Source organism: Agrobacterium salinitolerans, assembly GCF_002008225.1.
GTDB lineage: Bacteria > Pseudomonadota > Alphaproteobacteria > Rhizobiales > Rhizobiaceae > Agrobacterium > Agrobacterium salinitolerans.
In genome coordinates, this window is sequence record NZ_MRDH01000006.1 from 497,513 (window position 1) to 510,933 (window position 13,421).

At 60.2% G+C, this 13,421-nt stretch carries 14 protein-coding genes; 6 read left to right on the forward strand and 8 right to left on the reverse strand.

The annotated features are described in order from the left end of the window. Positions 1-210 precede the first annotated feature (210 nt). Positions 211-2,799 (reverse strand): cell cycle histidine kinase CckA, encoded by a 2,589-nt coding sequence (cckA, locus tag BS627_RS06480; RefSeq protein ID WP_077982386.1) that lies wholly within the window; start codon positions 2,797-2,799, stop codon positions 211-213. Positions 2,800-2,973: 174 nt separating this feature from the next. Next, complete coding sequence (locus tag BS627_RS06485) at positions 2,974-3,252, reverse strand: hypothetical protein (protein WP_077982387.1); 279 nt, start codon at positions 3,250-3,252, stop codon at positions 2,974-2,976. A gap of 234 nt (positions 3,253-3,486) precedes the next feature. Between BS627_RS06485 and BS627_RS06490 the strand changes: the two genes are divergently transcribed. Then, positions 3,487-4,734, forward strand: a complete 1,248-nt coding sequence (locus BS627_RS06490; RefSeq protein ID WP_165691153.1) for a flagellar biosynthetic protein FliO — start codon at positions 3,487-3,489, stop codon at positions 4,732-4,734. A 111-nt stretch (positions 4,735-4,845) separates the two neighbouring features. Here the strand turns inward: BS627_RS06490 and dksA are convergent, their stop codons facing one another. Continuing rightward, positions 4,846-5,265 (reverse strand): RNA polymerase-binding protein DksA, encoded by a 420-nt coding sequence (gene dksA, locus BS627_RS06495; RefSeq protein WP_003496274.1) that lies wholly within the window; start codon positions 5,263-5,265, stop codon positions 4,846-4,848. Positions 5,266-5,567: 302 nt separating this feature from the next. On the opposite strand from dksA, the gene BS627_RS06500 reads away from it, so the two are divergent. The 4 genes from BS627_RS06500 to BS627_RS06515 all read left to right on the forward strand — a co-directional run bounded on the left by BS627_RS06500 (position 5,568) and on the right by BS627_RS06515 (position 9,417). Beyond that, positions 5,568-6,044, forward strand: coding sequence for a SixA phosphatase family protein (locus tag BS627_RS06500; protein ID WP_245307050.1), 477 nt, complete (start codon positions 5,568-5,570; stop codon positions 6,042-6,044). 128 nt (positions 6,045-6,172) lie between these two features. After that, complete coding sequence (locus BS627_RS06505) at positions 6,173-7,651, forward strand: YcjX family GTP-binding protein (RefSeq protein ID WP_077982389.1); 1,479 nt, start codon at positions 6,173-6,175, stop codon at positions 7,649-7,651. Next, complete coding sequence (locus BS627_RS06510) at positions 7,648-8,727, forward strand: YcjF family protein (RefSeq protein WP_077982390.1); 1,080 nt, start codon at positions 7,648-7,650, stop codon at positions 8,725-8,727. Before BS627_RS06505 ends, BS627_RS06510 begins: the two co-directional genes overlap by 4 nt. Positions 8,728-8,856: 129 nt before the next feature. Next, entirely contained in the window at positions 8,857-9,417 is a 561-nt protein-coding gene (locus tag BS627_RS06515) for a hypothetical protein (protein ID WP_077982391.1), read from the forward strand. A 14-nt stretch (positions 9,418-9,431) separates the two neighbouring features. Here BS627_RS06515 and folK read toward each other — a convergent pair whose 3' ends face one another. From folK to folP, 3 genes are all read right to left on the reverse strand, one after another. Beyond that, positions 9,432-9,947 (reverse strand): 2-amino-4-hydroxy-6-hydroxymethyldihydropteridine diphosphokinase, encoded by a 516-nt coding sequence (gene folK, locus BS627_RS06520; RefSeq protein WP_170985571.1) that lies wholly within the window; start codon positions 9,945-9,947, stop codon positions 9,432-9,434. A gap of 4 nt (positions 9,948-9,951) precedes the next feature. Next, entirely contained in the window at positions 9,952-10,317 is a 366-nt protein-coding gene (gene folB / locus BS627_RS06525; RefSeq protein ID WP_063951134.1) for a dihydroneopterin aldolase, read from the reverse strand. Between the two features lie 75 nt (positions 10,318-10,392). Then, positions 10,393-11,178, reverse strand: coding sequence for a dihydropteroate synthase (folP, locus tag BS627_RS06530; RefSeq protein WP_077982392.1), 786 nt, complete (start codon positions 11,176-11,178; stop codon positions 10,393-10,395). 179 nt (positions 11,179-11,357) lie between these two features. On the opposite strand from folP, the gene BS627_RS06535 reads away from it, so the two are divergent. Next, a complete protein-coding gene (locus BS627_RS06535) occupies positions 11,358-11,984 on the forward strand; it encodes a DUF922 domain-containing Zn-dependent protease (RefSeq protein WP_077982393.1) in 627 nt (208 codons plus the stop codon). 306 nt (positions 11,985-12,290) lie between these two features. Here BS627_RS06535 and BS627_RS06540 read toward each other — a convergent pair whose 3' ends face one another. Together BS627_RS06540 and BS627_RS06545 are read right to left on the reverse strand one after the other, a co-directional pair. After that, positions 12,291-12,611 carry a 2Fe-2S iron-sulfur cluster-binding protein gene (locus BS627_RS06540; protein WP_077982394.1) on the reverse strand — a complete coding sequence of 107 codons (321 nt, stop codon included), beginning with the start codon at positions 12,609-12,611 and terminating at the stop codon, positions 12,291-12,293. 129 nt (positions 12,612-12,740) lie between these two features. After that, positions 12,741-13,109, reverse strand: coding sequence for an Hpt domain-containing protein (locus BS627_RS06545; protein ID WP_077982395.1), 369 nt, complete (start codon positions 13,107-13,109; stop codon positions 12,741-12,743). Between the last annotated feature and the right edge of the window lie 312 nt (positions 13,110-13,421).

A 13,421-nucleotide genomic window follows, 5' to 3' on the forward strand; every position in this document is an offset into this window, starting at 1 on the left:
TAGGTCGTTAAGATGCGATTTTAAGCCCCTTGCGCAAGGGTGCAATCACTATTGCGTTTGCGAAGAGGCAAACCTCGGGAAAAGTGCGAATATGGGGGCAGCGAGGGCGCAGGAAAAAACGAACCTGCCGTCGAGGTGCATTTTTCAAGCCCGATGCCAATGGGCGCGACAGGTCGCGGCGCAGCCGAATCCGGTTCGCCGCCGCGGACCTTATTCCTTTTCGTCGAGCATTTCTCGAACGGCGATGGCCAGCTGCTTGAGCGAGAAGGGCTTCGGCAGGAAACCGAACTTGGCGTCGGCAGGCAGGTTCTTTGCGAAGGCATCTTCGGCATAACCCGAAACAAAGATGAATTTCAGGTCCGGATAGGATTTGCGCAGTTCTCGCAACAGCGACGGACCGTCCATTTCCGGCATCACGACGTCGGAAACGACGATATCGACCTTGCCTTCCAACTCCTCCATCACCTCCAGAGCTTCGGTGCCGGAGCCGGCCTCGTGCACGGTATAGCCGCGGGTTTCCAGCATGCGCTTGCCGCCGCGCCGCACCGCTTCCTCATCCTCCACCAGAAGCACGACGGCGGATTTTCCGGTGAGGTCCAGCGGCTCTTCCTTCACCGGCTCGGCTGCGATGGCCGGAGCAAGCGCCGCTGCGCCGGGCTGCTGCCCGTTGTTCTGAACGGCCTCCACCACATGGCGCGGCAGGTAGATGCGGAAGGCGGTGCCCTTGCCCACCTCCGATTCGGGATAGATGTAACCGCCCGACTGTTTGACGATGCCATAGACCATGGACAGGCCAAGGCCGGTGCCTTTGCCGACTTCCTTGGTGGTGAAGAAGGGCTCGAAAATCTTGTCCATGATCTCCGGCGGAATGCCCGTACCGTTATCGGAGACTTCCACCATCACCATGTCCTCGGCCGGGAATTCCGGACGGCCGAGCGCTGCTATTTCCTTCGCGTCGACGTTACGCGTCCGGATGGTGATCTTGCCGCCGTCGGGCATGGCGTCGCGCGCATTGACGCAGAGATTGATGAGCACCTGCTCAAATTGCGAGAGATCCGTCTTCACGGGCCAGAGATCGCGGCCATAATCGACCTCCAGCTTGACATTCGTGCCGGAAATAAGCCTGTCCACCAGCATGCGCAGATCGCCGATCACATCCGTCAGGTTGAGGATAGCCGGACGCATGGTCTGCTTGCGCGAGAACGCCAGAAGCTGGCGCACCAGCACGGCCGCGCGGTTGGCGTTGCGCTTGATCTCCATGAGGTCGGCGAAGCTCGGATCGGCGGGCCGCGCCTGCAGCAGAAGATGATCGGACGAGAGCAGAATGGCGGTGAGCACATTGTTGAAATCGTGGGCGATGCCGCCCGCCAGCGTACCGACCGCATTCATCTTCTGGGTCTGCGCCATCTGGGTCTCGAGTGCCTTCTGCTCCGTCACCTCGATGGCATAGACGATCGCCACTTCTTCCGGCGCTTCATCGTCCTGATCGATGACAGCGTTGACGTAGAATCGGAAATGCCGGCCTTCGTCGCTCGGGTGACGGGAATCGAAGGGGGCAATATCGCCCTGGCGGTCCTTTGCCTCGGCCAGCGCCTGCTCGAGCCTCGGCTTCTCATTGTCGTGAAGAATGGTCTCAAGCGCCACGCCGCGGTCGATATCATCGCGTCCGACGACGCCGGAAAACAATTTCAGGAAGGGCGCGTTGATCCGCAGGATGCGGCCTTCGCCGTCAAGCGAGGCGATCGCCATCGGCGTATTGTTGAAAAAGCGGGTGAAACGCATGGCGGAGGAGGATTCCGTATCCTCCTGCCCCTTGGGGCGCTTCAGGACGATGGTGCGGCTCTCACCGGGCGCGCCATCCTTCGAGGTGACCTGATGCACGAGGCGAGCCGGCATGCTCTGCCCGTTCACCCGTCGCATGTCGAGGTCGAGGATTTCAGTGCGCTTCGCCGTGCCCTGCGGATGCACCGATTCGATAAGCGCCATGCCCTCGCCGGCGACGATATCGGAAACGGTCATGGAACCGGGTGAAAACTGTGCGAGATCGATGCCGAGCCATTCCGACAGGGTGGCGTTCAGATAAACGATCTCACCCTTGCGTCCGGCGGAAAAGAAACCGGCCGGGGCGTGATCGAGGTAATCGATGGCGTTCTGCAATTCGCGGAAAAAGCGCTCCTGATCCTCGCGCTCCGGCGTGATATCGGCGATCTGGAAGACGTGCAGCCCCTCGCCGCCCGCATCCTTCAGCACCCGGCCCTTCAGCCTGTACCAGTGCGGACCCGCATTGGAATCCTCGCCCAGCGGCTTCAGCAACCGGAACTCTTCGTAGCCTTCGCGGCCTTCGCGCAGCACGTTGATGAGCCGGTAGAGCGCTTCGGTCGATTCCCGGCTGCGCGACAGGAGCGTTTCGAGACTCTGGATATCGCTCGCCTTGGTGGTGCCGCTCATCCGGCAATAGGTGGCGTTGGCGTAGACCATATGCCCCTTGGCGTCGGTGATGAGCGTGCCTTCCGGGTGCGCCGAGAGAAACCGGCGGGCAAGGCCGTCCGATTGCGACTGCGGCATGACCTCGATGAAACCGATGATTGACGAGACCAGAAAGAAAATGCCCATCATGGCCAGCACGCCGAGTATGCCGAGCACGATTTCGTTTTCCAGCTGATCCCTGAAATAGACGAAGGCGGCGGCGGCGGCGATCAGAACCAGCGCCAGAAGCAGAATGCGCAAGACGGTGCCGGAACGGGCGCGCCTGTCCACCAGCGGAAGGTCGTTGTCGCTTGTATCGCGCACCCGTGTCATCTTGGCCTCGCAGTCGTGCAGGTCGTCATTCGGTCAGCCCTATTCCCTTGACGGAATCGGACACTAAAATTTCTTGTAGCAACTCGCTTGACCGGCAAAAAGCTCCGCCAGGACACAAAGGCTTAAAAACGCACAGCGAAAACGGCCTGAAAGGTGTATAAAAGCCTTAAAAGACTACGGCCTGGTGCAGGTCAACGCCTTTACCTGACATTGAATGCGTGGCGCGGAACAGACGATCTTGCCATCGGTGACGGTGCAAACCGAGCATCCGTCCGTGAAGTCGACACAGGAAGGATTGTCGCGCACGAACTCCGCCATGGTCGCTGCGCTATCCGGCGCCTTGTCTTCGGCCCACGCCATCGAAGATAGAAACGCGTAAAACGATGGCAACAGAAAAACAATACGCATCAAACGCAGCGCTAGGGAGCTATCGATGCGTAATGACTGGGACATCCCGGAACGCTCCTTCGGCAAAAGAATTGCAACTTTCACTGTCTTTTAGCATTGAAGGACGAGAGCTGGCGCGTTGGTGGCGTCGTTACGGTTGAGGCGGCAATCCTGTGGGCGAAATCAATAAACCTTGTATCGCGCCTAAAAAAATCGTCTTTTCCTGCTTGATGTTCACATTATAAGAACCACGGCAATATTAATTGCCCAAGAAACGAAAAAGCCAAAAAATCTGAAGGGATGATCTCCATGATGGAAGATTTTATCGGCGCTTATGGAAACCGTCTCATCGTCGCCGTTGTTGGAGTGGGTGTGGCCCTGCTCATTCTGGCGATTGCGCTGTGGCTTCTGCGCAGACGCAGCGGTTCGGCCCCTTTCATTCGAGGCGGCCGCAACCGGCAGCCGCGCCTGCAGGTCCTCGATGCGACAGCCGTGGACGCACGCCGCCGTCTGGTGCTGGTGCGCCGTGACAATGTCGAGCATCTCGTCATGATCGGCGGCCCGACAGATATCGTCATCGAGAGCGGTATAGGCGCGATCCCCATTGTCAGGGACGTGCAGGAGCCGGAATTGAAGGCGCTCCCGCGCCAGGAAAGCGAGCAGAAGAGAGCCGAGCCGGCGATCCAGCCGGAACGTCGCCCCGCCCTGCCGCAACAGCAGCCCGTTGCGGCTGCGGCTCCCGTTTCCGTGCCTGAGGAACCCGTGAAGCAAGCACAGCGGCCGGAGCCGTTGGCACCGGCGCCGTCCCCGCGTCCAGCACCCGTTGCGGCGGCCGCCGCTCAGCTTCCTCCACGCCCATCGACCCAGCCGCAGCCCGTACGCACGCCTGCACCGGCGCGCGAAACCGCGCCGCCGGCACGACAGGCGGCACCCGAGCGGGAGACCGCGCGCGCCACACCGCCGCCGATACCGGTTGCAACGGCTCCGGTCGCTGCCGTCTTGCCGATGGCGGCGGCATCGCTCGACATGGCGGCGGCCCGAACGGAACCAAGGCGTGCCGAGCCCGTCGTGCAGGCTCCGGCGCCGGTCGCACCGCCGATCCCTGCACCGGCGCCCGTCGAGGCAAAGGCGGAAGAACGGACTGCGGAATTCGCCCCGCCGGTCTTTGCCGCGCGAGAGCCGGTGATCGACCAGTCCATCGCCGCCGATTTTCTCGACGCTGCGCGGGAGCGCGTCCTTCCAGACCTGAAGCCGGGACAGACGACGCCGCCCGCACCTTTCCCGCCCAAGCCTGAAAATCCGGCAGTGGCTTCGAACGACGCCGAGCCGAAATTTTCCGATGAGCTCGCCAGCGATTTCGAAAGCTTCCTCGAGGCGGAGATCGCCAAGAGCAAGGCGGATAACGAACCGTCCATCGCCCCTGTCGGGGATAAGCAGATCAAGCCGCAGCCAGCTTCCCCGCCTGTTACCGGCGCTTCACCGGATGGAGACATGCAGAAGGAAATGGCGCGTATCTTCGGGGAACTTTCCGTGACCCGCGACCGCTGACGGGCGCAGGTCTTCCGGCCAGAAATTTGAAATAGAAAAAGGGCACGGAAGCGATTTCCGTGCCCTTAATTTATTTGTCATGCGATTCGCCAACCTGCCGGCCACAGCGCCTTATTCGTCGCGATAGACTTTTTCGCGACGCTCGTGACGCTCCTGCGCCTCGATGGAAAGCGTTGCAATCGGGCGGGCGTCCAGACGCTTGAGGCCGATAGGCTCACCCGTTTCCTCGCAGTAACCGTAAGTGCCGTCTTCGATCCGCTGAAGAGCCGCATCGATCTTGGAAATGAGCTTGCGCTGACGGTCACGGGCGCGAAGTTCAATCGCACGGTCCGTTTCGGAAGAAGCCCGATCGGCGAGATCAGGGTGGTTGGCGCTTTCTTCGGCGAGATGTCCGAGGGTCTCGCGCGCTTCTCGCAGGATGTCATTTTTCCAGGCGACCAGCTTCGCGCGGAAATAAGCCCGCTGGCTGGCATTCATGAACTCATCGTCTTCCGAGAGCACATATTTGCTAAGATCGATCTTCTCACTCAACGCGATTCTCCTCGAAGAACATCTCAATGCGGCGGTGTATACTCCAATGATAGTCAACGATTCAAGTCTGCAGATCAGTTTTCAGGCATTTTTAAAACTGACACAAAAATCATCTAAATGACTATTTTTTATCCTTTATTCGTATTGAAGCGAACTCTTCTTCAATCACTTCAACGCGACTTACTAACAGGAAAGAGGACTTGCGGTCCTGCAACCCTATCCTGTAGCATTCAACCCGTGCCCTGACATTCGAACGCCGGTCCCCGCCCTTGACAGCATCTTCCCCGAGCCGAGTTTACCTTCTGCGTCACGCCAAGGCCGCTTGGGCGGCGCCGGGAGAGCGGGATTTCGACCGGGGATTGAACGAAGCGGGTTTTGCCGAGGCGGAGGTCATCGCCGACCTTGCCGCCGACCGGCGCTACCGTCCCGATCTGCTTCTGTCATCCACCGCCGCGCGCTGCCGGCAGACTACGCAGGCCTGGCAGCTTGCCTTCAACGAAGCCGTAAACATCTTCTACGTCGATGAGATGTATAATGCCCGCAGCGAGACCTATCTGTCGCTCATCGCCGCGCAGACGGAGGTGCAGTCGGTGATGCTGGTGGGGCACAACCCCACCATGGAAGCAACGCTGGAAGCCATGATCGGCGAGGATCTGCTGCATGCCGCCCTGCCCTCGGGTTTTCCCACATCGGGTCTTGCGGTTCTGGATCAGGACGACAGCGCCGCAAGCGGTAAAAATCGCTGGCGGCTGATCGATTTCCTCGCACCGGGTAAATAGCTGCCGCCGCGGGCAACAGCGGCGCCGGCAGGCATCGCTGCCGAAAACCCGCTGGAGCGCTTCTTTTTTGGCCAGCCGCCACTTCCTATATGAAGCCGTGACCGTGAAAAACAGCCAGGAAACTGCCATTGCCGCCTTCCCTTACGTCCCTGACAGACAGCGCGCTTATCGCTTTCGACAATCTGGCCGACCGTGCGAGCAACCTCACCCATCCGACATTGCGGCTTGGTGTCACCGGCCTTTCGCGGGCGGGCAAGACGGTTTTCATATCCTCCCTCGTCCATAACCTCCTGAATGGCGGCCGGTTGCCGCTGTTCGAGGCCATGCGATCCGGGCGCGTCTCGAATGTTCGCCTCGAGCCGCAACCGGACGACGCCATACCCCGCTTCCAGTATGAAGACCACATCCAGGCGCTGGTACGCGACAGGCTCTGGCCGGATTCGACACGGGCGATCTCGGAATTGCGGATAACGCTGGATTATCAGAGCGCCAGCGGTTGGGGCCGATGGTTTTCGGCCGGCAAGCTCTCCATCGATATCGTCGATTATCCCGGCGAATGGCTGCTCGATCTCCCGCTTCTGTCGCAGGACTATAAACAGTTCAGCGACGCGACGGTCGCCCTTGCCGGGAGCGGCATCCGCGCCGAACTGGCGCAAGAATGGCTGGCTATCGCCTCCTCGCTCGACATCAACGCGCCCGCCGATGAAATGACGGCCCGTCGTCTGGCCGAAAGCTTCGCGGCCTATCTGAAGGCCTGCAAATCCGACGAGAGGTCGCTTTCCACCTTGCCGCCCGGTCGTTTCCTCATGCCGGGCGATCTCGAGGGATCGCCGGCGCTGACCTTCGCACCGCTTCCGGGCCTGACAGACGAAAAGGCACCCAAGGGCTCGCTGCGCGCCATGATGGAACGGCGCTACGATGCCTATAAGTCGATTGTGGTCAAACCCTTCTTCCGCGAGCATTTCGCCCGCCTCGACCGGCAGATCGTGTTGATCGACACGCTGCAGGCCGTCAATCGCGGACCGGAAGCTGTTCAGGATCTGGAACGGGCGCTCGGCGATGTTCTTGCCTGTTTCCGCCCCGGCACCAACAGCCTGCTGTCATCGCTGATCGGCCGACGCATCGACAAGGTGCTGATCGCTGCCACCAAAGCCGATCACCTGCATCACGAAAGCCATGACCGGTTGGAGCGCCTGACCCGGCGCCTGGTGGACCGCGCCATCACCACTATAGGAATGAATGGCGCCGGCATCGAGGTCATGGCGCTTGCCTCCGTGCGCGCCACCCGTGAGGCAAGCGTGCGGCAGGACGGCCACGAGCTTCCCGTCATCGTCGGCACGCCGATGGCGGGTGAAACCATCAATGGCGAGACGTTCGACGGCAATCGCAAGACGGCGATCTTCCCGGGCGACCTGCCCGACGATCCGGAACCGCTGTTCCGCAGCATCGACCAGGATGGCGACAAGGCGACACTGCCTGACGTCAATGTTGTGCGTTTTCGCCCGCCCAACATTGACGAGCCGGGCAGTGGCGGCATCCGGCTTTCCGTTCCCCATATCAGGCTAGATCGCGCCATGCAGTTCCTGTTCGGAGACAAGCTCGCATGAAGGCTTCCACACCAAACGATCCGCAGACACGCCGTCCCACCGCTTTCTCGCTCGAGACCGAGGAGACGGCACGGCCGGCCGCCACACAAAAACGCGCGCCGCGCAGCTTCGACGCCGAGATTTCGCTGACGCCCGACGAGGACGATCCGTTTCTGGCGCCTGAGGAGATTGATGCGGCCACGCTGCCGGTGGCGTCTCCGAAGAAAAGCCGATTCTCCTTCGGCAAGCTTGCGCTCGGCGCGCTTGGCGTCCTGTTCTCGCTCGCCTTCGGGCTGTGGGCGGATCAACTCATCCGCAACCTGTTCTCCCGTTCCGACTGGCTGGGTTACACAGCCACTATCGCTCTTATTGTGGCGCTTTTCGCCGTTCTCGCCCTTGTCGGCCGCGAGGTCTTCGGCATCATGCGGCTCAACGCCGTGCAATCCTTGAAGGCCGATGCCGAGACGGCGACACTCGACAAGAGCCCGAAACCCGCACGCGCCATCGTCACCCGCCTGAATGCCGTCCTCTCCCACCGGGCTGAAACGGCAAAGGGACGTGCGGCGCTGAAGGAAACGGAAAACGACGTGATCGACGGCCCGCATCTGATCGAGCTTGCCGAACGTGAATTGCTCGTTCCGCTCGACCGGCAGGCCCGCGCCCTCATCCTCAATTCGTCCAAGCGCGTCTCCGTCGTCACCGCCGTCAGCCCGCGCGCGGTGGTCGATCTCGCTTATGTGCTGTTTGAAGTGACGCGGCTGGTGCGCGCCATGGCGGAGCTTTATGGCGGCCGTCCCGGCACGCTCGGCATGTTGAAGCTCCTGCGCGATGTCGTCGCCCATCTTGCCGTCACCGGCTCGATCGCCGTTGGCGACGGGCTTGCCCAGCAGGTTCTCGGCCATGGCCTTGCCTCGAAACTCTCCGCCCGCCTCGGCGAAGGCGTCATCAATGGCCTGATGACGGCGCGAATCGGTATTGCCGCCATGGACCTTTGCCGTCCGCTTCCGTTCAGGGCGGTGAAGCGGCCGGGCATCGGCGATTTCATGTCCGACCTCACACCTGATTTAAGCGGTGGAAAAAACACTGAAAGAGCCTGATCCGCCGGGCATTCGCGGTTCAAAAGGTTACGGATGAAGCCGTAAATGAGAGCGAAATAAACCAAGCATTAACCATTCCACCGGTAGATTGCAGCCTATCGAACAGGCTTCTTCGCCGGGGAAAGTATCATGTATTCGCGCTTCTTTTCGCTTGTGGGCGGGCTTGCCGCCATTTTGTCCGTCAGCGGCGGTTTCGGCATGTCTGATGTGCAGGCAGCATCGCGCGATCGCGACGACGTGTTCTTCCGCTCGGTCGCCGGTGTCTGGAAAGGCCCGGGCGAAATCGTCGCCGGCAAATACAAGGGGACGAAGTTCACCTGCGATCTGACGGGCGAACCGCTCGACGACAAGCAGACCGGCATCAAGCTCGGCGGCACCTGCCGCGTCGGCGTCTTCAGCCAGCCCATGTCGGCCGTCATCAGCCAGAAGGGCAATTCTTACGAGGGCAAGTTCCTCGACGGCGCCGAAGGCAAGGGACTGGACATCACCTCAGGACAGGTCAGCGGCGACAAGGTCGTCGTCGGCATCAATCGCGCCAAGCTGAATGGCGCGATGGTCGCACGCGTCTCCAAAGACAATTCGATGAATATCACAATTTCCGTCAAGGTCGCCGATCAGATGATCCCGGTCATCGGTGTGACGCTGGCGCGTGATATAGACCAGCTCGCCGTCGGTTCGATCAAGCCGTAAAAGCCCTACTCTTCTCAGCCATCGCCAAGCGGGAGTGTCCACCACTCCCGTTTTTCGTTTGCGCTGACAATGCCGGTCTTGTCCGCCTGCTGAAGCCATTCCCGCACGGGCTTACCTTTTACCTCAAGATCGGGCGCGATATCGGCAAGCGGCATCAGCACGAAAGCGCGCTCCGCCATGCGCGGATGCGGCACTTCGATGCTCTCTGTAACGATAGTATCATTCCCATAGGTCAACACATCGATATCGATGATGCGCGGACCCCAGCGCTCCGTGCGCACCCGCTTCATGCCCCTTTCGATATCGAGGCAGAGTTGCAGCAGCGCGGGCGCGCTCAGCGAGGTCTCGACCAGCGCGCAGCAGTTGAAGAAATCGGCCTGATCGGTCTTTCCCCAGGGCGGCGTGCGGTAGAGGCCGGAAACAGCTTGCACCCGGCATCCATCATGTGCGTCAAGTTCGCGCAGCGCGCGCGCCATGGCAGCGGCTGGATCACCGATATTGCCGCCGAGGCCCAGTGCGGCGACGGTCATCTTTTCAGGCACGGTGTTCAACGCTCACCTGCGCATAGTCGAGAATTCCGGGAACCGGCGCCGAGGGTTTACGCACCGTGATCTTGAGCCAGACGATCTGCGGATAACGGGCGCGCAGCGCCTTGGCGATATCGTTCGCCAGCGCCTCGATGAGATAACGACGCTGCCCGACGACGATTTTTTCGATGACGGCGAAGGCCACCCCATAATCGACGGTATTTTCGATATCATCGGTTTCCAGCGCATCACCTGCTTCGACCTCCATCTCGGCATCGACGAAAAAGCGCTGGCCCAGCACCTCCTCCTGCTCGAGAAGGCCATGACGGGCGAAAAAGGAACAGTTTTTCAGGATGATGGTATAGCGGCTCATCGCCTCGCCTCCATGGCAGGATTGTTCACCTGAAAGCCGCGCATCTTCGGACACGGCATTCCGGCACTCATAAATCTACGCATCGGCCTTTGCCGACGATTTGGCAAGAACCGCATCGGCAATAGCCAATGCATCGCGGGTAGCGGCGACATTATGCACGCGAAAAATCGAAGCACCCGCAAGCCTCAGGATCGCGGTGGTCGCAGCCGTTCCGATATCGCGTTCTTCCGCCACATCCCTGCCAGTCAGCGACCCGATGAAACGCTTGCGCGACGTGCCGGCAAGAACCGGCAGGCCAAAAGCGGCAAGTTCCGCGAAACGGGCAATCAGCTCAACATTTTCCCGCTCGTCCTTGGCGAAACCAAAACCGGGATCGAGCACCACGGCGTCGCGGGCAATGCCTGCATCCTCGGCTATCTCGAGAGAGCGATTGAGGAATTCGAACTGGTCGGCGATGACATCGGCAAGCTTCTGCCGGTCGCGGCCGGTATGCATGATGCAGACACCGGCGCGGGTGGCAGCAACCACGCCCGCCATCTCCGGGTCCTTCTGCAGGCCGAAGACGTCATTGACGATATGTGCGCCCGCTCCAATCGCCAGCCTTGCCGTCGACGCACGATAGGTATCGACGGAAATCAGCACATCGGTCTCGCGGCGCAATTTCTCGATGACCGGCAGCACCCGGTCCTGTTCCTCTGCCTCCGTGACAGCGGCAGCACCCGGCCGCGTGGATTCGCCGCCGATATCGATGATGTCAGCCCCCTCTTCCACGCAGGTCAGCGCATGGGAAAAAGCCGCATCGACGGCGAGATAACGGCCGCCATCGGAAAAGGAATCAGGCGTTGCGTTGACGATGGCCATAATACGGCCACGCCCATCAAGTTTCAGGGAGCGGCCATGGGCCGCTTGCCACGCGTTGCTGCCGACTGTTATCACGTAACACGCGCCTTTCGGGAATAACGGAGTGTTATGTCAATTCTTATAAGTTCCGCTCCGCCTATGCAGCAAACCTTTTTCAAGTTCAACCGGAAGGCCGGGTCATGACCAAATCATCAAGCGCTCTCTGCGCCGTTTTCGCAGGCGCATTGGCCTTTTCCCTGTCCGGACCGGCTTTTTCCGACACCATTGTCCGCAAGACCTATTCCTATTTTTCCATCGGCGGCAAAACCGCAGCAGATCTCGACCAGCAGCTTTCCAAGCACGGTCCGCTGACCCGCAATACCGGCGCGCGCCATCCCGGTGCGACCGAGATCAAATTCGGCGGCGAACTCACCTATGTCGAGAAAAACGGCATGTGCAGCGTCGGCACGGCCAAGGTGCTGCTGAACACCCGCATTCTGCTGCCGCAATGGAAAAACCGCCGCCGCACCACGGCGGAACTGGCCTTCATCTGGGATACGCTGCTTGCCGACATCAAGCGCCACGAGGAACGCCACGCGGAAATCGCCCGAACCCATGCCCGTTCGCTGGAAAGACAGCTGACGTCGCTTCGCCCGCAGAAGAGCTGCGAGGCGTTGCAGGACATGGTCGGCAAGATCACCCAGACCGTGATGGACGAGCACGATCGCGACCAGTTGCGCTTTGACGTAGTGGAATCGAAAAACTTCGATGCCCGCATGACCCGGCTGTTGAAAAACCGGCTGGAACAGGGGCAGGCCCGCCGCTGACGGTTGTTCGCAGCTCAGCCAAATCTTCAAGGAACAACAGGGACATGACGTAACGTCATGTCCGATATCACCCGTGAATTCTCGTCATGGTGCGGGCGGCAAGACTCATTGTAGCTTGTTCATACGGTTTGGAATGGTTGCGGCCCACGGCGGTCCGACGGTTGCAACCGTCTCCGGTTCTCCCGGTGCGCACTTGAGGGCTCGCAGGTGTTTCCTCCCTCGCCTGCATGCTGCGTACCCGCCTCGCCCCGCTCCCCACTACCAGGTGAGCGGGGCTTTTTCTGCGCTGGGCAACGTCGAAAGTTTTCAGCCCTGGCGTTCGGGAACATGAACAACGAGACCATCAAGCTCGGCATTCATCTTGATCTGACAGGAAAGCCGCGAAGTGGGACGAACCTCGAAGGCGAAGTCCAGCATGTCCTCTTCCATCGGCTCGGGGCCGCCGACACGCTCCGCCCAGGCATCGTCGACATAGACGTGGCAGGTGGCGCAGGCGCAGGCGCCGCCGCATTCCGCATCAATACCGGGAACGGAGTTGCGCACCGCATTCTCCATGACGGTGGAGCCGTTGCTCACGTCGAGTTCATGAGGCGTGCCGTCAAAGGCAACGATGGTGAGTTTTGTCATGCCGGAAATCCAAAATGTGATCTGAGAATTGTTCTAAACACATAGAAAGGCCGGCCCGCCTTGGCAACCCGCTTCGGGGCACACAGGCTGAACCGGCCTTGCAAAATGACAAATTTGACCGCTTGCGTCTCAGCGGCAGAGCTTGAGGATGAAATTTTCAGCTTCGACAATGGCTGCGGCGAGTTTTGCGATCAGCGCGCTGTCATTGCCCTTCTCCTCCACCGCTGCCGCGGCTGCGGAAACGGCAGAGGCGCCGACGGCCTGCGCCGATCCCTTCAGACGGTGAGCGGTGGCCATGACGGCCCGGGTGTCTGCACCCGCCATTTCATGCAGGGCTGCGCGGGCGCTGCGGCTGAACAGCTGCAGCACCTCGATTTCCAGATCCTTGTCGCCCATCGTCTGCTGGGCAAGATGATCGAAATCGATTGGCTTGTTGCTGAGAGAAGGCGCGCCGCCGTAATTATCGGGAGCTTCGAAAACAATACTGACCGCTGCCATGGCTTAAATCCTGTCTCGCCGTTTCCTGTTTCATGTCACATATGTGTCGTATTCACGCATGCTGGCGGCTGCTATCGGCTTAAATTACGGCGTGACGCGGGCGAAAATCTTCTGCTATGGTTAATTTATGTTAAACTTATGCGAAACAAGGCGTTCAGTGTGAAACTCAGGTTTAAAAACTGTTAAAAAGCCGACACTTCGCCGCCGTCGCAAATCCGCATTAATTGTTTCGAACACCTAAATGTGTCACTACGGTACTGCCGTTCTCACAGGGCTTAAGCTCAAGCTTTGTTATTACGGCACAGTGATGTA